We start from the raw sequence: 22,962 nt of genomic DNA, 5'->3' as shown, positions 1-22,962 counted from the left end.
CGCGGCCTTTTGCTTTTCTATATTCAAACGTTAATTAATCGATTTCTTTAAACCGAGCAGTAAAGTGGCGCAGCACTGGTGGTTCATACTCAAAAGTGAGCCCTTTTAACTCATGTGCACGATTTTTCAGCTCGATAATCGCATCCGCAATGTAATCCATATGGTCGTTGGTATAGACGCGGCGTGGAATGGTCAAACGCATTAATTCTAACTCTGACGCTTTTTGTTTACCCGTATCAGGGTCACGACCAAGCAGTAGTGATCCTATCTCTACTGCCCGAATACCCGCCTCCAAGTACAAGGCATTACACAATACCTGCGCAGGGAACTGATCCGTTGGAATATGTGGCAAAATCTTAGCGGCATCCACAAACACTGCGTGACCACCCGTTGGGTATTGAATTGGAATACCGCCTTCACGTAAGCGCTCACCTAAGTATTGAACTTGGCTAATTCGGTAGTGAAGAAAATCTTCATCTGCCGCTTCATACAAACCTCGAGCGAGCGCTTCCATATCACGCCCAGCCATACCACCGTATGTCACAAACCCTTCCATGGGTACACAACGTGTCTGCACTGCTTGGAACAACTCTTTATGATCACGAATACAACACATACCACCAATGTTTACCATCGGGTCTTTCTTAGCCGACATAGTGAGCATATCGCCGTATTGATACATCTCGCGAATGATTTCCAGAATCGATTTATCTTCGTACCCTTCTTCACGCTGCTTAATAAAGTAGGCGTTCTCACAGTAACGAGCCGAGTCAATCACCACTGGAATATCGTACTTGGTTGCGATTTCGTACACGCTGCGCATGTTTTCCATCGACACAGGCTGGCCACCGGAGCTATTACAAGTAATCGTGGTGATAATCGCACAAATGTTATGTGAACCGTGCGCTTCAATTGTTGCCACCAGCTTATCGATATCAAAGTTGCCCTTCCAATCATAAGGCGTAGTGGTGTCGAATGCTTCTTCCGTTACCACGTTAATCGCTTTACCGCCATTGAGTTCAATGTGACCCGCGGTGGTATCAAAATGGTAGTTCGAGATAAATACTGGCGTTTCGCCACCACGCACCTGACGCATACGCTCAATCAAAGCTGGGAACAAAATTTGCTCGGCACCACGTCCTTGGTGCGCAGGCACGGTGAGCTTGTAACCAAAGAAGTGCTCGACTGCATCACACAGGTTGTAGTAATTTCGGCTACCCGCATAAGATTCATCCCCCATCATGATGCCAGCCCACTGATTATCACTCATGGCACCAGTGCCAGAGTCAGTCAGCAAATCGATATAAACATCATCACTACGAAGAAGAAATGGGTTATAACCCGCTTCTTTTAACGCGACTTCACGGTCTGCCAAAGTGGTCATTTTGATTGGCTCAACCATTTTGATACGGAAAGGTTCTGGAATACGTTTCATTGTTAATTTCCTTATACGCATTGTCCTACGCGCTATCACGTAAGACTAAAAAACAAATAGATAAAATGCTTTTCAATGCGGTTGCATTGAGGAAATCAACGAGAAGAGATTTTACTAAGAAGAGACAAGCAGTAGTCTAGGTTGTACCAGAACGACAGCACCAAACGGCTATCGAGAATATCCTTTATTCTCATCGTCTTCGTCCTCCTGATAAAAATAAAAAGCCAGAAACCCCATGTTTCTGACCTTTTCAATATAGTGCAGTTTTCAATCAACTTTCAGTGAAGTCACCCTCATTTTAAGAAGGTCTCGCCCTTTTCATTCTGCGTTTGATATTACTTTCTTTGACTAAATAATCGAAAAGTGGCGCGAATAAGTTAGCAAATAGAATCGCTAACATGATGCCTTCTGGATAAGCTGGGTTCAGCACTCGGATAAAAATCGTCATCACACCGATTAATAGTCCGTATGCCCATTTACCGCCATTGGTAAAAGCCGCCGAGACAGGATCTGTCGCCATAAAGAAGGTACCAAACGCGACCCCACCAATCACGAAGTGCCAGTAAAACGGCATGGAGAACATTGGGTTAGAGTCCGAACCGATCGCATTCAATAATAATGAAGCCGCCACTAAACCAACCAACACGCCTGCAACGATTCGCCACGACGCTATCTTCATAAAGATAAGAATAAAGCCTGTTAATGCAATCAACAGCGTGGAGACTTCACCCATCGAGCCTGGCAAATTACCAACAAGAGCATCTCCCCATGAAATTGGCTGTCCCGTCATACTATTTATCAAGGCACTTTGTCCACCTTCATACCATTGGCTCAGCGGTGTAGCGCCAGAGTAACCATCTGCCGCAACCCAAACAGCCCCGCCAGACATGTTAGCGGGATAAGCGAAGTACAAGAAGGCTCGCCCTGCTAGTGCCGGGTTTAAGAAGTTTCGCCCCGTACCACCGAAAATCTCCTTCGCCACAACAATACCGAAAGTGATACCTAAAGCCGCTTGCCACAGTGGAATTGTCGGAGGAAGGATCAGCGCGAATAGTATAGAGCTGACAAAAAAGCCTTCGTTCACCTCATGCTTTCGAACAATAGCAAACAGAACTTCCCAGAAACCACCAACGATAAACACCGTCGCATAAACCGGAATAAAGTAAGTGGCGCCAAGCCACATTTTACTTGCCCACCCCGCCTGTGAAACCGCATCTAACGAGCCCCATACCCAACTCAGTTGCCACGAAGAGGCCAGCGCTTGCTGAGCTGAGGCTTGATCCATTCCATACAACAAAGCATCGCTGGACTGCTGACCTATGTTGTACATACCCCAGAACATGGCAGGGAAGACCGCCAGCCACACCATGATCATAATACGTTTTAAATCGATGCTATCTCGAACGTGAGTCATGCCCTGGTTAACCTTACCAGGCGTGTAAAAAATGGTTTCGACAGCTTCGAACAATGGATAGAACTTGTGATACTTCCCACCTGGGCCAAACTTAGGTGTCGCTTTCTCAAAGTAGTGTTTAAGGCTCATAACAACTCCTCCTTTATCTAAAAGATGGTACGCACTACCGTAAAAAGCGATCGTTTTTTAATCTCTTAGCCTTCCTTCTTCGTATTCCATTTTGTTCGTCGCTCTTCCCTCATCTCTTCTAATTCGGCGAACTGTTAATTCGAAACTTAAAAGGGAATGCCCATGGATACACTCGCCATCGATTTAGCCAGATTCCAATTTGCCTTTACTGTCTCTTTCCACATCATTTTTCCAGCGTTTACGATTGGTTTGGCAAGTTACCTCGCCGTGTTAGAAGGCTTGTACTTAAAAACGGGCAACAAACAGTACATGCAGATCTATAAATACTGGCTCAAAATCTTTGCCATCAGTTTTGGTATGGGTGTGGTAAGTGGCATCGTGTTGAGCTATCAATTCGGGACCAACTGGAGCGTGTTTGCCGACAAAACAGGCCCAATCCTAGGCCCGCTAATGGGTTATGAAGTTTTCACTGCATTTTTCCTCGAAGCGGGGTTTTTAGGCGTGATGCTTTTCGGTATGGATAAGGTAGGTAAGAAGCTTCACTTCGCCGCGACTTGTATTGTTGCATTCGGGACGTTTTTGTCTGCGTTTTGGATACTTTCGGTTAATAGTTGGATGCAAACACCAGCGGGCTATAGTATCAAAGAAGCCGGACAGTTTATCCCTGAAGATTGGTGGGCGATTGTCTTCAACCCTTCCTTCCCTTATCGGCTCGTCCATATGTTGCTCGCGGCTTACCTCACTACCGCCTTTGTTGTAACGGGCGTTGCCGCTTATCACTTATTAAAAGCAAACCATAATCCACTAGCCAGAATTATGTTCTCGATGGCAATGTGGATGGCAGCCATCGTGACACCAATTCAAATCGTTGCTGGAGACATGCACGGATTAAACACCCTTGAACATCAACCCGCCAAAGTTGCCGCGATGGAAGGGCACTATGAGTCTCACCAAGGCGCGCCATTGATTCTCTTCGGTATCCCTAACGATGAAGAAAAACGTATGGAATACGCACTAGAAATCCCCAAACTCGGTAGCTTGATTTTAACTCATGACCTCAACGGCAAAGTAAAGGGCTTAGATGCTTTTCCAGAGGAAGAACACCCTCCTATGTCCATCGTTTTCTGGTCTTTCCGAGTAATGGTCGCGCTTGGTTTTGCCATGCTTGTTATTGGTTTGTGGAGCCTATGGCTAAGAAAACGTCGCAAACTTTTTGATTCAAGGGCACTTCAACGTATTTGTGTCCTGTTTGCCCCAGCGGGGTTCATTGCAGTTTTAGCAGGCTGGATAACCACCGAAGTCGGTCGCCAGCCTTACACCGTATACGGTCTTTTAACCACAGCCAATTCGGCATCGCCTATTGATGCCGCCGCGGTGAGCGTCTCCCTGACGGCGTTCATCGTGGTTTACTTTGTGGTTTTTGGAGCTGGCTTCTTCTATCTCCTGCGTTTGATGCGCAAATCTCCAACTCGTTATGAAGAAGGCTTAGACAGCCGACTTCCTGATGGCACGAAAACCGATGCCATCACACACTCTAACCATCTAACCTAGGAGGCTAGCTCATGGATTACGCATTAATTTGGTACGCTTTGATTGGGCTCGCCGTTCTGATTTATGTCGTGTTAGATGGCTTTGATCTCGGTATTGGTATCCTATTCCTCAGCGCTAATGACGATGAAGAGCGCGACATGATGATGAACAGCATCGCTCCTGTTTGGGATGGTAATGAAACTTGGTTAGTTCTTGGCGGTGGTGGGCTTTTTGCCGTGTTCCCCCTCGCCTACGCGGTCATTATGCCAGCACTCTATGCTCCCCTGATTTTAATGCTGCTCGGGTTAATTCTGCGCGGGGTTTCTTTTGAGTATCGCTTCCGAACACAACGCGGAAAGTTTTTATGGGATAGCGCTTTTTTCATTGGTTCACTCACCGCGGCATTGATGCAAGGCATTATGCTTGGAACCCTGCTCCAAGGTATAGAAGTTAGTGAACGAGCATACGCAGGTGGATGGTTTGATTGGCTTTCGCCATTTAGCGTATTTTGTGGCTTGGCGCTTGTTTGTGCTTATATTCTGCTTGGTTCATGCTGGTTATTAATCAAGCTTCCAGAAGAGCTGATGGGGCGTTACTACGTGGTCGCGCGACGATGGGGGCTAGCAATGGTAGCCTGTATATTCATCGCCAGTTTGTGGTTGCCATTGAGCCAACATATCGTCTTTGAACGTTGGTTCTCATTACCAAACTCGCTGCTGTTTTTCATCTTACCAATTATTGCAGCGGCACTCATTTGGCAGCTATTCAAAGCCTTACTCGACCACAAAGCTGTTCGTGCCTATGTACTTGCCATCGGCCTGTTTCTCGTTTCCGCGATGGGTTTCGGTGTCAGTACATTTCCTTACTTGGTCCCATTCGCACTCACTTATCAAGACGTCGCCGCGCCAGATAAAAGTTTGGCATTTTTACTTGCCGGTGCGGTGGTATTACTTCCTCTGATCATAGCCTACACGGCTTATTCGTATTGGGTTTTCCGCGGTAAGATGAAACGTGGAGAGGGATATCACTAATGAAACTAAAACCCATTTTGTGGTTCATTGGCATTTGGCTGGCAAGCGTGGTCGCCTTGTTTATCGTCAGTTCGCTGATACGAGCTGCGATATTGTAGGCCAAGAGTCTACTGCACCACATCTGAAGTCATTGAGGTCTATACTCAAGCAAGAGTAAAACAACGGAGTGTTTTTATGACCTTAAAGCGGTTTCTGGTAACTTTGATTCCTTTGACGGTTCCACTGTTTTCACCAAATGCATTGGCCGTAGACAAGCAGATGTCATCCGCCATGAAAAGTAAAATGCGGTCTATTTGCTCCGCAACAAACGAACAGAGCCATTGGCAACTTGCTGAGGCAACTCCTGACGCCAGACGCTCACTTAACATGGTGCTTTATCAAATGAATGCCGATGATGAATTGAAAGCAATTCATGAGGTGAGAACGAAAATGGTCGGCGGCACCCATTATGCGTTTGAGTTCGAGTTGCAAGATGGCCAAGTCTGGAATGCAATTGTATTGCACAGTGCCCGAGGCGATTACATGATCGAAAGGCACGCCAAGAAAGGTAAGCTTTGCCCTAAAGAAGGCGAGTCATAAAACCTCGCTTCAAATATAGCAAAGGCGACAGTTCCGTCGCCTTTGTTTTATGCCGTTTTCGCCTCTATCTTCTCATTCACTTTATCGCAAATGTATTCCCCAATTGGCATCGCAGATGTCGCTGCGGGAGAGGGTGCGTTGCAAACGTGCAGGCTTCTGGCGCTTTCGGCAAACAAGAAGTCATGAACCAAGGTTCCGTCGGATAACACCGCTTGCGCACGAATACCCGCAGGATATGGTTTGAGATCGTCTACCTTGATGCTTGGGCAATATTTGTTGACCAACTTGAGGTAGCCCGGCTTCCACCACGAGTTCTTAAACTCATCCAGGCCGGTTTTTAGATGCTTTTGTGTCACCTTCCAAAAGCCGGAGAAGCTGAGCATTTGCATGGTATCTTGCAAGCTGAAGTTAACCTTGTCGTACCCTTCTCGCTTCCAGCCTTGCACCGCATTTGGACCTACGGTCACACTGCCATCAATCATGCGAGTCAGGTGGACGCCCAAGAATGGCAAATCAGGGTCGGGAATTGGATAAATAAGATGATTCACCACTTGGTCGTGTTTGCTATCTAAGCGGTAGTATTCACCACGATAAGGGATGATCTGAAAGTCAGTTGGAATACCCATCATCTTAGTCATGCGATCCGCCATCAAGCCGCTGCAAGTAACCAAGAACTTGGTATTAAGCTGCATGGTTTGACCGTCTGAAATGCAGGTCAATTGAACTTCTTCGTCTTTCTCTTCGGCAGCCACCACTTTGGTTCTCAGACTGATTTGACCGCCGAGCTTTTTGAACTCTTCCGCCATCTGCTCAGTAACCAAACGATAATCGATAATACTGGTGGTTTTGACATAAATCGCGCCTAAGCCTGTGATGTTTGGCTCAGCCAGCTTGAGTTGAACTTCATCGAGTAGCTTTACGTCAATGCCGTTGACATGACAGCGCTCATAGAGGGCATTCATGCGTTCGACTTCTTGCTCGTTGGTCGCAACCAGTAACTTGCCACAGTTCTCCACCGGAATATCGTGCTCAGCGCAGAACGAAATGGTTCGCTCTACCCCGCGCTTACAAAAATCTGCTTTTAAACTGCCCGGAGCGTAGTACACCCCGGCATGAATCACGCCACTATTGTGTCCGGTTTGGTGCTTGGCAAAACCGGACTCTTTCTCAACCAATAAAATGGATTTGTCTGGGTGACGCTGCTGCAGTTGCCATGCCGTCGACACACCAACGATACCGCCACCAACAATGATGTAGTCATAGACTGATTTCATACGACCTCTTATAAAACCGATAGTTGAGATTGTTGCAATTTGAACTTGCGACCACTGTAAATGAACACCGCGACAAATACCGCGCAGCTTGCCACACGAACCAACATTGGTATGTCGTGCCAAACCAGCAATGTACCCACCACTACCAACAAGAGACGCGTAAGAATGTTTAGAGGGCCTTCTAAGTAACCTTCAATCGCACCAATCAATGCATAGGTACCGATGATGGCAAAAAAGCCCACGGTAATTACCGACGTTACATCCCAACTGACTAAGCCTGTGTAAGCAATAAGTAGCGGCACAAGATACAAACCTTTGGCGATTTTCCATGCCATCAAACCAGTACGCATTGGCGGTGTTTTCGCTATGGTTGCTGCTGCAAATGCGGTCAAACACACTGGAGGCGTTACGTTACTGTCTTGCGATAACCAGAAGATGATGAGGTGAGCAGCCAGCAATGCCAAGCCTACCGCTTCCATACCCAAACTTTGCTCGAGTAGGGTTTCCATAAAGTCCGCAGGTACTAGCGCCACCATTTCTTTCGCGGTTTCCAACGCCATTGGTGCATTAAGCAGTTCCAGCTTTTCTGGCGCCGCCAACATAAAAATGGCTTTTGCTTGTTCAGGCAATTGACCCGACACCATCAATTCAAGCAATTGGTTTTCCGCAATCAACTTGTAAAGCGCGGGGGCAGACAGTGTGCCCAACACAATATACGCCGCTGTCACGGGTAAACCCATACCCAAAACAAGAGAAGCGAGTGCAATCAGAACGATCATTATGAACAAGTCGCCATTCGCCCAACCGTCGATCATCAATGAGAATGTGTTGCCGATGCCCGTTGTGCTGATCACGTTGATCACCAAACCAATACCCACCAGCAATACGGCTGTTGTCGCCATGTTTTTCGCACCTTGCGAAAGTGCTTCGATGATCGCTTTTGGTCCCATCTTGTGATCTTTCGAGAACCAAGAAGCCACCACCACAGAAATGATCGACAAACCAGCAGCGTAAGTCGGTGTAAAGCCTTGAACCAATAAAGTAACCAAAACCGCCAGTGGGATAAGATTGTGCCAACCGCTGATCAGCACTTTAAGTAATGATTCATCGCTGGTCGTGATTTTTTGAACGCCGCTGCGTTTGGCTTCAATACGCACAAAGAACGCCACAGACAAGAAATAGATAAGAGCAGGAATGAAAGACACCGCAATGATATCAACATACGGAATTTGCGTGTAAGACGCCATGATGAAAGCACCCGCGCCCATCACTGGTGGCATCAACTGACCACCTGTCGACGCCGCCGCTTCAACACCCGCCGCAAAGCGCGAAGGGAAACCTGCTTTTTGCATTAAAGGAATACTGATAACACCGGTTGAAACCGTATTTGCCACACTAGATCCAGATACTGAGCCCATCAAACCGGAGCCAATCACCGCAATAAAACCGGGACCACCGATGATTTTACCAGCCGCAGCACGTGCCACATTGATGATGTAATCACCAACACCAGAGCGAACAAGAAACGCCCCAAACAGAATGAACATGAATACGAAAGTCCAACTGATGCGCGAGATAGAACCAAACATGCCCTCAGAAGAATAGAAGCTGCGGTAGAGCAAGGTTTCCATGCTCAACCCCGGGAAATGGAAAATGCCTGTCGCCCACTTACCCCAAAGCACAACGTAGCTTAAACACACCACAATCAGCACTGGAATAAACCAACCCATGGTGCGTCGGATCAGCTCAATAACAATCAAAATTGCCATGATGGCAAAGACCCAATCGCTGGTCACGAACTTCACGCCACGCTCATACAGCGCATCTTCGGCATAGGGAATGTAGAGCAAACACGCGACCGCGCCCATAGCAATTAACACATCGATGCCGAGTGCAACCTTACTCTGCTTGAGAGAGATATGAGCCGGATACCAAAGCGCACAAATCACCGCAAAGCCAGCAAAGTGGGTCGCGGAAATCCATAACTCTGGTAACGTCGATAAGGTATTAAACCAAATGTGCAAAGCAGACAAAACCACGCCAAACACTGTGATTGTGGTGGTTACCCACGGAAAATCAGTGCGCGTGGGCAGCTCAAACTTCTGCAATTCCTTTTCTATTGAGTCGCTCATCTCATACTCCAAGCTCTGGCGGCTTTTTCCATCTTTGAAATCGGTAGGGATAAAATGCCCCGAGCCAAAACTCGGGGCGAAGTAGGCATTATTTCGCCATTAGATCTGATGGGATTTCGATGCCCATTTCTTTGTAGTAACGCGCCGCGCCGGGATGAAGAGGCACTGGCAAGCCAGCAATTGCTTTCTCAATCGCCATTGCTTTTGTTGCTTTGTGGATACCTTGTAAGAAAGGCAGGTTCTCGTAGATCGCTTTGGTTAGCTGGTAAACGTCTTCTTCCGAGATATCTTCACGAACAGCCAAGAAGTTTGGCTGTGCAATGGTGGTGATCGGCTTATCTAGACCCGGATACGTGTTCGCTGGGATCTCGTACTTCGTCCATAGGTTGTAGTTACCGTTCGCCTCTTTGATTTGTTCGTCAGTAAACGAAAGAATCGAAATGTCTTTACCCAGCGCAGCAAAAGCTTGAGTAACCGCACCAACAGGTACACCTGCAGGCGTGTTCATACCGTCAATGGTGCCGTTTTGAAGTGCACTCGCACTACCGCCGTAGCCCATGTAAGCAAGATTGAATTTATCAGGGTCTACCTTCAGACCTTTCATGATTTGGCGACCAGAGTTCTCAGTACCAGAGTTCTTCTTGCCGATAGAGAACTTCTTACCATCTAGGTTGTTCAGGTCTGTCACTGTGCCCGTTTTTGCTAAGTCAGAGCGAACAATAAAGTGCTCAACGTTTTGCCACAGCATAGAAACTGAACGCAGTTGTTCTTGACGACCGCTCTTCTCATAAGGACCTTCACCAGACCAAGCCCACGCACCGTAAAGACCTTGTAGAATCGCGAACTGTGCTTCGTTTTCGTTCAGTAGTTTGACGTTTTCACCAGAGCCCGCAGAGCTGATTGCAGAAAGGGAGAAGTGGTGCTTTGGTGCCAATTTCACTTTGCTTAACGTCGCCAACGCTACGCCCACAGGGTAGTAAGTGCCACCTGTCGATGCCGTTGCAAGAATGTAGCTACGATCTTCTGCCGCAGCGTTAGCAGCAATACCAAAAGAAGTCACAGCGACAGCCAAAGCTTTTACCAGCTTATTCATTTTCATTATTACTCTCCGTGTAGTCGTTTCACGATTGGGGATTTACATCATGTTAAATCTTTATTAACAACACATTCCCTAGAGCAATTGAAATGCCAACTCTTAACCCTTTGTATTTATTAAACTAAGTGCTGAAAGACATCAAAAATGAGCAAAATCATGCTGATTTGATAGCAAAGTAATGAGCAAGATCTTGCTCATTGAAGAGAAGAAGGTTGCACGCCTAGAACGCAAAAGGTTAATAAAATGTGATCAAGACAAAATAAATGCACGATTCACTAATAAGCAATATTTTGCCGATGCAATTTTGGATTGAACTGCAACTAATGAGCGTCTTAACAATAAGAAGAAAAAGCGCATCATTCTAAACTGCTCACTTTATCAGCGGAGGTTTATAGCCTAAACGACTACAAATAGCACAAAAATACAGCAAAACAAGCCATGTTACAGAAATGAAAAGTTATTTATTCTAATTTTGAATTTAAAAAGCAGTTCAATCCACCAGTTCAGAAACAAACATTGACCGTATCAACTTATTTTCTACTTCGGGGTTGTGCCAATAGCCCTATGTTCGTTAGGGTAACAACACACCAAGGCAAACGTATTCCTTGGTATTTTTTCGTCATTAAGGATCACCCATGTCAGCAACTGCGCAATTACAATTCGCTTTAAAACGCCCATCTGGCGTTGCTGCTGCGATCCTCCTGCTCTCTCTGAAACTGATTCAGAGCTGACAGGCTATATCTAAACTTTCTGTCAGCTTGAGAAGAAGCTGACGGGAACACCACATACTCCTCCCATTCCTTTCAGTTTCTTCCAAGCGAAACATAAGAGGAATAACAATGTTAAGCGCACGCAATATCGCCGCTTTGGGCTTCATGACTTTCGCCATGTACTTAGGCGCAGGTAACCTGATCTTCCCTCCATTTTTGGGTTACCAAGCAGGTGAAAACTTTCTGAGCGGGATGTCTGGCTTCCTCTTGACGGGTGTAGGTCTGCCTGCGATGGCACTGGTGATGGTGGCTATCGTAAACGGTTCAGACAAATTAACCGCTGCCCTACCTAAACCTTTGGCGACCAGTTTTTGGGTGATGGTGTTTATCGTGATTGGCCCTGCGTTCGTGATTCCGCGCGCAATTACCGTGGCTTACCAGTTCAGCTTTGCGCCAATGTTTGGTGATGCCGCTTTGGTGCCTTTCACTATTGCCTTCTGTGCTATCACCATTCTATTTGCCCTATATCCGGGTAAGTTGGTCGACAACCTAGGTAAGATCTTAACGCCTGCATTGATGGCGATCTTGATCATCATGTCTGTGACTGCTTTGGTTTCTCCTGCAGGCGAGCTAACTGCCGCAACGGGACCATACGTATCTGGTGCATTTGCTGAAGGCTTAACGCAAGGCTACATGACCATGGATGCGCTAGGTTCTATCGGTTTTGGTTGGATTATCTTCCGTGCGATTCGCAGCATGGGTGTGGATTGTCCGAAAGCCACTGCAAAATACACACTAATTGCTGCTTTGATGTACGCGGTTGCCATGGCATTTGTTTACATCTCATTGGCTTACATTGGCTCGACGAGCTCATACTTGGGTTCTGAATTCAGTAACGGTGGCGACATTTTAACGGCATTCACCTTCAGCCACTTCGGCGCATTTGGTTCACTATTACTTGGTGCCGTGATGGTATTGGCGTGTTTGACTACTGCTATCGGCGTAACCACCGCAGGCAGTGAGTTCTACGACAACACTTTCAGCAAAGTGAACTACAAAGGCTGCGTTGTCACGACTATGGTATTGGCAGGTTTAATCGCTAACGTAGGTCTAGAGCAACTATTGGCTATCACATTGCCAGCGGTTGTGGCGCTTCACCCAGTAGCGATTGCATTGATGATCATGGCACCAGTGCGTAACAAGATGTCGCAAATCATGGTGGTCGCGACGGCGTTCACTGCTCTAACGTTTGGTTGTGTTGATGCGCTGCACATCCTAGGCTACATGCCAGATTCCACCGATGAGTGGATGGGTAATTACATGCCTCTGTACAATGACTTTGCTAGCTGGATTATGCCTAGCGTATTGATGATGATTGTTGGTCTGCTGTTTACGACGAAAACCAGCCAAACCGAACAATTCGAGCTGGTAAATGAATAGCCGTTTAACATAAGACATCACTCAATAAGTAAGTTAATATGTAGTTCGCTTATTGATATCAGGCAAAGGAGTTGCCTGAACTATGGATTGATGTGGAGCGCTTATGGACAATCAGTATTTAGACATCAGAACGCTCAACTTTATCGTTATTCTGTTCTCTTGCATTTACTCAATCAGTCTACTTTGTTACCAATACACACAAAAAAAGATCAAAGGTTTAAAGACTTTCTCTCTCTCGCTGTTATTTATTGGCTTTGGGCCTTTTTTACTAGGATTTAGAGGCTCTGCACCAGATTGGCTTACCATCGTCATAGCGAATACGCTCATATTAATCGGCTTCTTGCTTACGCTTTACAGTGTGAGCATTTTTCGTCAATTCCCTCTAAAACTGGCCCACTCACTCGCTTTTTTAACGCCCATTTTCAGCGGTTCGTTCTATTATTTCACCTTCCATGACCATTCAATTAAAAGCCGTATCATTTACTTAAGTGTTTATATCTGCATCGTTACGTTTTTTAGTGGGATCGCCATGCTGAAAGGCACCAAGCAAGACCAAAAACTCCCAACCATAGTGATGGCGTGCTCCTTCTTTTGCTTCAGTATTTTTATGGGCTTCAGAGCACTTTGGAGCGCTTTCGCCAATGAAGTGCCAAATTTTATGACCGCAGGTTTTATCCACCAGATGACGTTTTTACTTAGCATCTGTCTGATTGTCGCTATGAGCTTTAGCATGTTGTGGCTAATTAATGGCCGCTTGATACAGTCAATCAATGATCTCTCACATTTAGACGCCCTCACAGGGCTTCATAATCGTCGCGCGATGGAAGAAATTGTTCCAAACCTTGTTAATCAAGCGCACAAACGGAAGCAATCAATAAGCATCATCATGACCGACATGGACGAGTTCAAAGCGATTAATGATCACTACGGCCATACGGTAGGAGATTCCGTCATGGCTACGATTGCCGCTATCTTTAAGAAACACCTCCCAGAGTCAGCTTGCACAGTACGATTTGGTGGTGATGAGTTCATGATTGTTTTACTTGAAAAAGCACAACGCGCCAAAATTGTTGCCGAGCAAATTCGCCTGGCGGTGGAAACTGAAGCCTCATTGCAGTCATTCGAGAATGAGATCACCATGAGCTTTGGAATCAGTGAGTTATCTGAGGGACAATCGCTTCACGAGGTCGTTGCTGAAGCAGACGAAGCGCTGTATAGCTCTAAACATACGGGCAGAAACCAAGTCACCTTGTTTGGAGAAGGGAAAGGCCTAACTTATAAGTTTGTCCCAACTCCCTCAAAGAGCGCATAATCATATTTGTGACGCCCATAGCGGTAAGTCAGCTTAAAAATTGCGTTAAGTATAATCAGAACGATTTAAACCAAACTTTTGCATCTTTTGATTCAAAGTTCGACGAGGTAAATCCAACTCCTGCATCACCTCATTAATGCGTCCGTGATGCCTGACCAATGAATCATGCAGCACCTTGCGCTCAAAATTGTGTAATTGAATAACCAGAGGAACACCCACTTGCGTCTCCTCCGTGGTTGACGAAGGACGGCTAGAGAGAATTTCCATCACAGATACCGTTTCATCCAAAGCAAAACGCATAGCCACGTTTCGCAGCTCTCGAACATTTCCAGGCCAAGCGTAGGAAAGCACAGCGTTTCTGTCGGCATCACTCAATGGTCGGGTTTCAGGGTTAGTTTGCAAGGTGAAGTGCTCAAACAAAATCAGTGAATCTTCTTCTCTCTCCCTGAGTGGCGGCAAATAAATTTGCGCGACGTTGAGCCGATAGTATAAATCTCGCCGAAACTCTTCATGATCATTGAGATCTTCTTTCGCCGCCGCGATCACTCGTAAATCAACCGAGATCTGTTGATTGCCTCCAACGCGCTCAACTGTATGTTCCTGTAATGAACGCAGCACTTTCACCTGCATGGACAGCGGCATACTCTCGATTTCATCAAAGAATAAGGTGCCTTTATCCGCGTATTCCAATTTGCCAATGCGCTTTTTACCCGCTCCGGTAAATGCCCCAGCTTCATGCCCAAACAGCTCACTTTCAAACAGGTTCTCAGGAATGGCGCCACAGTTGATTGGCACAAAATGATGGGTTCTGCGTTGGCTTTCATTGTGCAAACTGGTCGCCACCAGCTCTTTACCACAACCTGTTTCGCCGTAAATGATCACGTTAGTATCGATTTTCGCCAGTTTCGCAACTTGCTCGCGTAATTGCTGCATCACTCGACTTTGACCAATGAGCACCTCTTCTAAACCACTCACGCTAGCTAGATACTCTTGGCGGTGAAGCGTCGATGTTTGCGCGCGATGGCTCTCGACCGCATCTGTGACGCGTTGAGACAAACGCTCCGGCTGGAAAGGTTTTTCAATAAAATCAAACGCGCCGTTTTGTAGCGCATTCACCGCCATATCCACATCACCATGACCAGTAATTAGTATCATTGGTGTTGGAATGTGATTCGCAATAAGGCTCTCTAAAATCGAAATTCCATCAGTATCTGGCAAACGAACATCACTAACTATCGCATCAAACTCTTGGTTCAGAATGGCGGTTTTGCCTTCCTCCCCCGAGCTAAAAGCTATGACGTCAAACCCCGCCAATTGCAGCCATTGGCTTGTTGCTTGACGAACGATGTCATCATCTTCAATTAGGGCGATACGCGGAATGTCGTCAAAAGTCATGAGTTACTGCCTGATCGGTGATAGAAGTCTTTGCTAAAGTTAGCAAAAACCATGCTATAGAAAAGGAGCTAGATCCCACTTCTTAATCACAATTCTTTAACATCCAATCAGTTAAGCGCACTCTTTCACTACCAACTACGATAACTATATTCAGCCAAACGGAGTCCGAATGCAGCGCACTAAGAATGGGAAAATGTGGCTAACCGCCGTATTGATCAGTGCGCTGGTGATCTTTTTCTACGGTGCTAGCCGAGAGGTGGCCCATCAATGGCTGAGCGTCCAAACTCAACAAGAAGCACAACAGAAACTCCTCGACTACATTGGTGAAGTCCGCCGAGCATTAAAACGTTTCTATCACCTTCCCTATCTCGTCACGAATAACCCAGAAACAATTGCGTTTGTTAAAGGCAATTTAAACTACTACGAGCCACTTCAAGCACAACTGACACAGCTCGATAAAGCCGCGAATACAGAGGGTTGGTTGATACTTTCAACCTCGGGAGAAGTGTTGGTATCGAGTCTGATCGATGAACGGTTCAGTCGCTCTGACCGCCGTGCGATTGTCGAACAAATACAACGTCAGGGAGAAGGCGTCTCACTAGTGAATAAAACAAAAGGTTCTAGTCCACTTTACTACCTCTCTGCACCAATTTTTGATGGTTTGGAGATAGCGGGCATCGTTGTTGTTCAAATCAACCTGAGTTTGCTAACGGAGCAGACCATCACCAGCCAAGACATCATCACGCTACAAAATCGCCATCAACGCTTCTTCCTCTCCAGCAGTACAAACTATAACGCCGATTGGTTTAATGAACCGAATAACCAAGTCAAAGTCGAAACTCAAACACTGTATGACAATACGGTGATTCATTTCTGGACTCTCAATCAGCAGCGCTACTTTGCACACACAGTAAAGCTGGACGACTTAAACTGGTTTGTCAGTTACCTTATTCCGACCAAACCTGTTCAGCAAACGATTAGTGTCATTGGATGGAGCATCGCAGCGCTCCTCCTGCTCCTTATCCTATTGGTGATCATTGGTTTACAGCGTCGACAAAAACATCTCAATCAGCAGCGTATTCAAGCCTTACTAGAAGAATCGCAACGCCGACTTAAACAGATGATCAATAAAACACATGTTGGTTTGTTGTTGATTGACGAACAAGGTCTATTGTTCGACCTCAACCCAATGGCAAAACGCCTTTTTTGTCTTCCTGAAAGTGTGAATCGTCATACCTTCGCTTGGGAGTTATTTGATGCAGGTAATTCAAATTCGACCACACTCACTTTGCTTAGAGATCTGCCAAAGCATAAGGAACTAGCAGAGATTAGCGCTGTAGAAACCATGGCGCGACGCAGTGATGGCAGCGTATTTCCTGTACTATTTTCACTCACGAGCTTCCCATGGCACGGTGAGCAGTATTTCCTTGCTACCATAATCGACATTAGCAAACGTAAAAAAGCGGAACAATCGCTGCAGCTGATTAACCAAGAGCTCGCTCAAAGGGTGGAAGAGCGAACTCAAGCTTTAAAACAAGCCCAAGAGCAATTGATTGAATCAAGCAAAATGGCAGCATTGGGCAGAATGTCGAGCGCGATTACCCACGAGTTAAACCAACCATTGACTGGCCTGCGTACCCTTTTAACCACCAACGAGTTGCTAGCAGAACGTGGACAAACAGACATGATGAAAGCCAATAACAAGTTAATTCAAAAGTTGATTGACCGCATGGCAAGCATGACCAGTCAGCTAAAAACGTTTGCCTACAATAAACCAGAAACACTGCACGAGATATCGCTGACAAACGCTTTAGAAGAGACGCTACGCGTCTATCAATCTCAACTCGCGAAGGTAGATGTTCGGGTACGCATTCCCAACGATTTACCCAATATCATTGGTGAAGAGCAACGCCTACAACAAGTGCTCGGCAACCTAATTTCCAACGCATTAGATGCGATGAAAGAGACCCAAGATCCCCAGTTAATGATTGCCGTTACACCCACTACCGATAATGTTGAGGTCGTGGTAAGTGATAATGGGTGTGGGGTACCTTCAGACCGACTCGATACCATGTTCGAGCCTTTCCAAACCAGTAAAAAAATTGGTGAAGGACTGGGGTTAGGACTTTCCATCACCGCCAACAATATGCGAGATATGCAAGGGAAAATCAGTGCGCAGCTCAACGCTGATAAAGGCATGTCCTTCACCTTAATGTTTGAGCTCGCTCCTCATCGTAGCTAATCCAACGCCATCCACCTCTCCAGCTTTTCTCCACACAATTAAAGAGCAATAAATCTTAATCAACTTTATAAAGCGAGTTGCCTAACCTACGCTTAACTTGATGAATCGCCACATGCTATTCATCAGCACAATTTTTGGTGGTTGACACCAAGTTTTAGCTCCCACCATCTAATTTATTGATAAGTAATTATTTAAAGTAAGAATGGATGCGTTATGAGAAAACTAACTTTAGCAGCAACAGGGGCGCTTTTTATTTTATCACCTCACGCTTTTGCAGCACCTTACGCAGCAGACGCTCGAAGTCACGGAATGGGAAATACAGGCGTCGTTTCCGCTGACTATTTAACCGCTCCTCTACACAACCCAGCCCTAGGCGCTCTCTATCGAGAAAATGACGATATCGGCCTACTCATTCCTGCTCTCGGCGTCAATATTCACGATGAGGATGAAGCTTTATCAGCCGTTGATGATGTTCAAGACCTTTACGATAGTATTCAGGGCATTCCCACACCTGCGAACGAAGCCGAACTTAATCGACTACTCGATCAATTAGATAAGAGTGCTCCAGTCGTCATTAACGGAGGTCTGAGCCTCGCGATTGCGATTCCGACACGCTACATGTCGGTAAACCTTTTTAGCGCTGGTTATGTGGAGATACTTGCGGCACCCGATATCTCAGATTCAACAAACACCGCAGATCGATACCTCAATTCTGCCGTCGACCTAGCGGCTTTCGGTAGTGCGGAATATGGCGTTGCCTTAGCTCGCGCATACACGATAGGTGGGCAGCAATTCGCATTTGGTATTACGCCCAAATACCAACAACTTAAAACCTATACGCAGCGTACAACACTAGATGACTTTGATATCGAGGATTACGACAAAAGTGAAGTATCAAAGAACACGTTCAATATGGATCTTGGGGTCGCTTGGTATCACAACGCATTTAGAGCTGGTCTCTCGTTAAAAGACGTCTTCGAGCAAGATATAGAAACAAAACTAGGCAACTATACCTACGAACTCACGCCACAAGCGACCCTTGGTATCGGCTATGTCGGGGATTATGTCGCTCTGAGCCTAGACGCCGATCTCACCAAACAAAAGCGCTTTAAAGAGCTCGACGATGACACCCAGTTTATTCGAGTTGGTATCGAGGGGAATGCTTGGGGATGGGCGCAACTCCGCGCTGGTTATGAAGTTGACCTAGAAAATAATCTCGATAACTCGGTGACAGGTGGCATTGGCATCAGTCCTTTTGATGTGATCAGTGTAGACCTAGCAGGGTCTTACGCTGGCGATAACCAGTTTGGCGCGGCGGCGAATTTAGCATTTACGTTTTGAATACGAATGCCAACCTAAATTCACTTAGGTTGGCATTGTTAACAACCATCCTATATCTCAATGTTTATCATTACTGACGTTTGGTGATGAACTGATAAAAACACGATCTCGCTACAAGTATCGAGATGTCTCCTACACTATTCTCAAGCAATAAATCCACAAACATTTCCTAGATATAAAGAGTGAGAAACATGATTAAGTTTCCAGATAATTTCCTTTGGGGTGGTGCCATTGCGGCAAACCAGGTAGAGGGGGCATACAACCTTGGGGGGAAAGGTTTATCAACATCAGATATGTTGCCAAACGGCATTCTAAGCCCGCATCAAACGCGTGAAGAACGAACGCCTGGCATCAAAGATCTTGCGATCGATTTCTACAATCGCTATCCAGAAGATATTGCCCTGTTTAAAGAGATGGGATTTAACTGCCTGCGCTTGTCCATCGCTTGGAGTCGTATTTTTCCTAATGGCGATGAGCTTGAGCCAAACGAAGAAGGACTGGCGTTTTACGACAAAATTTTTGATGAGCTGGCCAAACACGATATGCAACCATTTGTAACACTTTCTCATTACGAGATGCCTTACGCCTTGGTTGAGAATTATGGTGGTTGGGGCGATCGTCGAGTGATCGAGTTTTTCGAGCGTTACGCTAAAACCGTGTTAGAACGCTACAAAGACAAAGTGAAGCTGTGGCTTACCTTTAACGAAATCAACATGTCACTTCATGCGCCATTTACGGGAGTGGGCTTGCAAGAAGACGTCAGTGAACAAGACATTTATCAAGCGATTCACCACCAGCTTGTAGCAAACGCGAAAGCGGTAAAACTGTGTCAGCAAATCGTACCAAACGGCAAGATTGGTAACATGCTGCTTGGCGCAATCAACTACCCATACACCTGCAACCCTGATGATGTGCTTGCTGCTATGCATGAAAACAATAAGTGGTTGTTCTTCGGTGATGTGCAGACTCGTGGTCAGTACCCAGGCTACATGAAACGTTACTTCCGTGAAAACGGCATTGAAATACAAATGGAAGCTGGCGACTTAGAAGAAATTGCATCGGCCAGTGTCGATTTTATTTCCTTCAGCTACTACGCAAGTGGCTGTGCGAGTGCCGATCCGAAACAGAAAGAAGTGGGTAACATCGTCGATAGCGTACCAAACCCATACCTTGAAAAGAGCCAATGGGGCTGGTTGATCGATCCAAAAGGCCTGCGCGTTTTGCTTAACTTCCTTCACGATCGTTACCAAAAGCCGCTATTTATCGTCGAGAATGGCTTAGGCGCTCGCGATGAATTCGATGAAAACGGGGAAATCCAAGACGATTATCGAATCTCATACCTTAATGATCATTTGGTTCAAGCACACGAAGCGATTCTTGATGGCGTTGAGTTGATGGGCTTCACCAGCTGGGGGCCAATCGACTTGGTGGCTAACTCAACAGCCGAAATGAGCAAGCGTTACGGTTATATTTATGTCGATCGTCATGATGATGGGCAAGGAACGCTAGAGCGTAAACGCAAGAAGAGCTTCTACTGGTATTAAGACGTGATTCGTACTTCAGGCGGTTCATTGAAAAGCTAAGCCTGTTGTCTGGATATAAAGTGCGACTGGGCATTCGCCTAAACCATCAAGCCCTGCATTTGCAGGGCTTGAATTTTAAGGTGTTAATGCATTTAGAGATTAAACTGCAATCTCTCCACCGTCTTCACGTCGAATGACAACCGTCGCCGCTCGTGGGCGCACAGAAACACCAGCAGGCGTTTCTTCGGCGGCATCTTCACTGTATGGCCAGTTGCCTGGGTGCTGAATATTCACAAACAATGATTTGTAATCAGGGCTGATAGTAAAGCCTGTCACTTCACAACCATTTGGTCCAACAAAGAAGCGTTTAAGCTCCGCTTGGTTATCCGCACCAATCACTGCTTGGTCACCATTCTCATCTGTCAGCTTAGATGGCACAACGGCCAACATTTGATCATTAGTGTAAGACGTAACTTCATCTGCGCCGTTATCGGTCTGAATCCACAAAATACCACGGCCATCAAACGCTAATCCGTCAGGGCTAGCAAACTGGTTTAGCTCATTCAGGCCAGAACGGTTAGTATCTGCATCACCATGTGCTGGCGAACCAAAGACAAAGATATCCCAAGTAAAGTCTGTAGCTGAAGCCCCTTCATCCCAACGAATAACGTGACCAAACTTATTGTTCAAACGTGGGTTCGCAGGATTGGTTTCATCAGTACGGCGCGTATTATTCGTCAATGTTAAGTAAACCGAGCCTGTGAATGGATCAACCGTACACCACTCTGGGCGATCCATTGGAGTTGCCCCAACGAGGTCAGCCGCGCCTGCAGTATTGATGATAATTTCAGCCAATGAGTTGAAGTGATCCGCTAACGTACCACCAGATTTTGTTACGCTATCAAGAGTCAACGGCAACCAAGTACCTGTACTGTCTTCATTGAAACGCGCAACATACAGTGTGCCTTCGTCCATATACTTATCGCCTGTCGCTAGGCGGTTTTCCGAGTTTGCATCTGCTGGATCCCACGCTGCCGCAGATTCAAATTTGTATAGGTACTCAAAGCGAGAGTCGTGACCAGAGTAGAATACCACTGGTTTGCCTTCTTCAAGCTTACCAAAAGTACAGCCTTCGTGACGGAAACGACCTAGTGCAGTACGCTTCTTCGCACGCGAGTTTTGCGTGTAAGGGTCTATTTCGACGATGTAACCGTGACCATTGGCTTCATTACGGTAATCATCCATTGCACTTGCTCCTGTTGGAGCCACATTAAAGCGAGAGAACTCATCGAGACGCTCTTCTGCATTTCCTGCAAGTGTTTCCCACAAGTAGCGTGTGCTTTGGTCATCAACACCAATGCGATCTTGTTCTTCTGTACGAGTCCCGACGTTAACAAAGTAACCTGGCCAGTTCTCTTCGCAAGTTAAGTAAGTGCCCCATGGCGTGTAGCCGTTGCCACAGTTGTTTAACGTACCACGTGCTTGGCTGCCATCTGGCGAGAAACGAGTGACGGTTAGTGACGTGTGCGCGACCGGGCCAGATAAGTCCATTGCTGTCGCACCAGTATAACGACGGTTTAGTGGATCGGTATCGACTAGCTTCCACATGTTATTTTCAAGCTGAATACGAACCACTGACACACCGTGCGCGTTAATCTCTTTACGCACTTCATCTACAATGGTACGTACGCCATTTTCAACCGTCGGACCGTTTGGATGCAGTGCTGATGTATCAATGTACTCGTGGTTAATACATAGCAAGCCATCTGTGGTGCTATCGTTCAATGGGAAAAAGTGCATGCCGTCATGGTGCATGCCTAGCGCATTTAACTGATCGGTACTGGTGTTGGTACCATCATTTTGCCATGCGCTGCCTTGTGCATTAAGTGGTGTTCCCCAAGGTACCAATACTTGTGCAGTGTAGCCTTGTGGAATTGAAACGGCGTCAGTGAGTGAGCCAGGGATAGATTCAAAGTTAAGAACGGCTTTAGATACGCCCGAGCCACTGCTTACTGTACTCCCTGAGTCCGATGAATTACAACCAGCCAACCCGAAAGCACCAAACGCTGTCATCGCACTGATGCCTAAACCACCTTTCAGAATGCTGCGTCGAGATAGGCTCGCTTCTAATACTTCTTCAAATGGTTTGTTTTCACTTTGGTTATAACGCGTCGCGTCAAAGGTTTCCTTGCTCATTTTTACTTTCCCGATCTTATAGTTTAATTAATAAATAAGTGATTAGTTGAACGGCAAGAAGTTTGGAGAAGAAAAATGACAAAAGTGCTTAAAACATATGAAACTTGTGTTTCAGCAGTTCAGCAAACTCAGCAGCGTTACCAATTGAGCAATTAAGTTTTGGTCACATAATCACCAACTGTA

At 46.2% G+C, this 22,962-nt stretch carries 15 protein-coding genes; 8 read left to right on the top strand and 7 right to left on the bottom strand.

What is annotated here, in order from left to right:
• Positions 1-34: 34 nt before the first annotated feature.
• Together L3V30_RS16690 and L3V30_RS16685 are read right to left on the bottom strand one after the other, a co-directional pair.
• Positions 35-1,435 (bottom strand): tryptophanase, encoded by a 1,401-nt coding sequence (locus L3V30_RS16690; protein WP_048624681.1) that lies wholly within the window; start codon positions 1,433-1,435, stop codon positions 35-37.
• A 298-nt stretch (positions 1,436-1,733) separates the two neighbouring features.
• Positions 1,734-2,978: an NADH:ubiquinone reductase (Na(+)-transporting) subunit B gene (locus tag L3V30_RS16685; RefSeq protein ID WP_047007977.1), complete on the bottom strand. Its 1,245-nt coding sequence runs from the start codon at positions 2,976-2,978 to the stop codon at positions 1,734-1,736.
• A 162-nt stretch (positions 2,979-3,140) separates the two neighbouring features.
• Here L3V30_RS16685 and L3V30_RS16680 point away from each other — a divergent pair, with 162 nt between their 5' ends.
• From L3V30_RS16680 to L3V30_RS16670, 3 genes are all read left to right on the top strand, one after another.
• Positions 3,141-4,529 (top strand): cytochrome ubiquinol oxidase subunit I, encoded by a 1,389-nt coding sequence (locus tag L3V30_RS16680; protein ID WP_237309344.1) that lies wholly within the window; start codon positions 3,141-3,143, stop codon positions 4,527-4,529.
• A gap of 11 nt (positions 4,530-4,540) precedes the next feature.
• Positions 4,541-5,539 carry a cytochrome d ubiquinol oxidase subunit II gene (gene cydB, locus L3V30_RS16675; RefSeq protein ID WP_005393631.1) on the top strand — a complete coding sequence of 333 codons (999 nt, stop codon included), beginning with the start codon at positions 4,541-4,543 and terminating at the stop codon, positions 5,537-5,539.
• A 174-nt stretch (positions 5,540-5,713) separates the two neighbouring features.
• Positions 5,714-6,118, top strand: a complete 405-nt coding sequence (locus tag L3V30_RS16670) for a cystatin (RefSeq protein ID WP_237309343.1) — start codon at positions 5,714-5,716, stop codon at positions 6,116-6,118.
• A 47-nt stretch (positions 6,119-6,165) separates the two neighbouring features.
• Here the strand turns inward: L3V30_RS16670 and lhgO are convergent, their stop codons facing one another.
• The 3 genes from lhgO to L3V30_RS16655 all read right to left on the bottom strand — a co-directional run bounded on the left by lhgO (position 6,166) and on the right by L3V30_RS16655 (position 10,623).
• Positions 6,166-7,392, bottom strand: coding sequence for an L-2-hydroxyglutarate oxidase (lhgO, locus tag L3V30_RS16665; RefSeq protein WP_237309342.1), 1,227 nt, complete (start codon positions 7,390-7,392; stop codon positions 6,166-6,168).
• 8 nt (positions 7,393-7,400) lie between these two features.
• On the bottom strand, positions 7,401-9,524 hold the full coding sequence (locus L3V30_RS16660; protein ID WP_047007972.1) for a TRAP transporter permease: 2,124 nt from the start codon (positions 9,522-9,524) through the stop codon (positions 7,401-7,403).
• Between the two features lie 88 nt (positions 9,525-9,612).
• Entirely contained in the window at positions 9,613-10,623 is a 1,011-nt protein-coding gene (locus tag L3V30_RS16655) for a TAXI family TRAP transporter solute-binding subunit (protein ID WP_005374185.1), read from the bottom strand.
• Between the two features lie 836 nt (positions 10,624-11,459).
• Between L3V30_RS16655 and brnQ the strand changes: the two genes are divergently transcribed.
• Both brnQ and L3V30_RS16645 read left to right on the top strand, forming a co-directional pair.
• A complete protein-coding gene (gene brnQ, locus L3V30_RS16650) occupies positions 11,460-12,770 on the top strand; it encodes a branched-chain amino acid transport system II carrier protein (RefSeq protein ID WP_237309341.1) in 1,311 nt (436 codons plus the stop codon).
• Positions 12,771-12,873: 103 nt separating this feature from the next.
• Entirely contained in the window at positions 12,874-14,082 is a 1,209-nt protein-coding gene (locus L3V30_RS16645) for a diguanylate cyclase (RefSeq protein WP_006741249.1), read from the top strand.
• A 45-nt stretch (positions 14,083-14,127) separates the two neighbouring features.
• On the opposite strand, the gene L3V30_RS16640 is transcribed toward L3V30_RS16645, so the two are convergent.
• On the bottom strand, positions 14,128-15,477 hold the full coding sequence (locus L3V30_RS16640) for a sigma-54 dependent transcriptional regulator (protein ID WP_237309340.1): 1,350 nt from the start codon (positions 15,475-15,477) through the stop codon (positions 14,128-14,130).
• A gap of 169 nt (positions 15,478-15,646) precedes the next feature.
• Between L3V30_RS16640 and L3V30_RS16635 the strand changes: the two genes are divergently transcribed.
• The 3 genes from L3V30_RS16635 to L3V30_RS16625 all read left to right on the top strand — a co-directional run bounded on the left by L3V30_RS16635 (position 15,647) and on the right by L3V30_RS16625 (position 20,604).
• Entirely contained in the window at positions 15,647-17,719 is a 2,073-nt protein-coding gene (locus L3V30_RS16635; RefSeq protein ID WP_237309339.1) for an ATP-binding protein, read from the top strand.
• A gap of 213 nt (positions 17,720-17,932) precedes the next feature.
• Entirely contained in the window at positions 17,933-19,060 is a 1,128-nt protein-coding gene (locus L3V30_RS16630) for a conjugal transfer protein TraF (RefSeq protein ID WP_006741246.1), read from the top strand.
• 191 nt (positions 19,061-19,251) lie between these two features.
• On the top strand, positions 19,252-20,604 hold the full coding sequence (locus L3V30_RS16625; RefSeq protein ID WP_237309338.1) for a family 1 glycosylhydrolase: 1,353 nt from the start codon (positions 19,252-19,254) through the stop codon (positions 20,602-20,604).
• Between the two features lie 138 nt (positions 20,605-20,742).
• On the opposite strand, the gene L3V30_RS16620 is transcribed toward L3V30_RS16625, so the two are convergent.
• Positions 20,743-22,779: a PhoX family phosphatase gene (locus L3V30_RS16620; protein WP_237309337.1), complete on the bottom strand. Its 2,037-nt coding sequence runs from the start codon at positions 22,777-22,779 to the stop codon at positions 20,743-20,745.
• Positions 22,780-22,962: the final 183 nt, after the last annotated feature.

The organism is Vibrio sp. A1-1, assembly GCF_021728175.1.
Classification (GTDB): domain Bacteria; phylum Pseudomonadota; class Gammaproteobacteria; order Enterobacterales; family Vibrionaceae; genus Vibrio; species Vibrio diabolicus.
The sequence above is the reverse complement of the archived record's forward strand: the minus strand, read 5'-3'. Positions and strand labels throughout refer to the sequence as shown.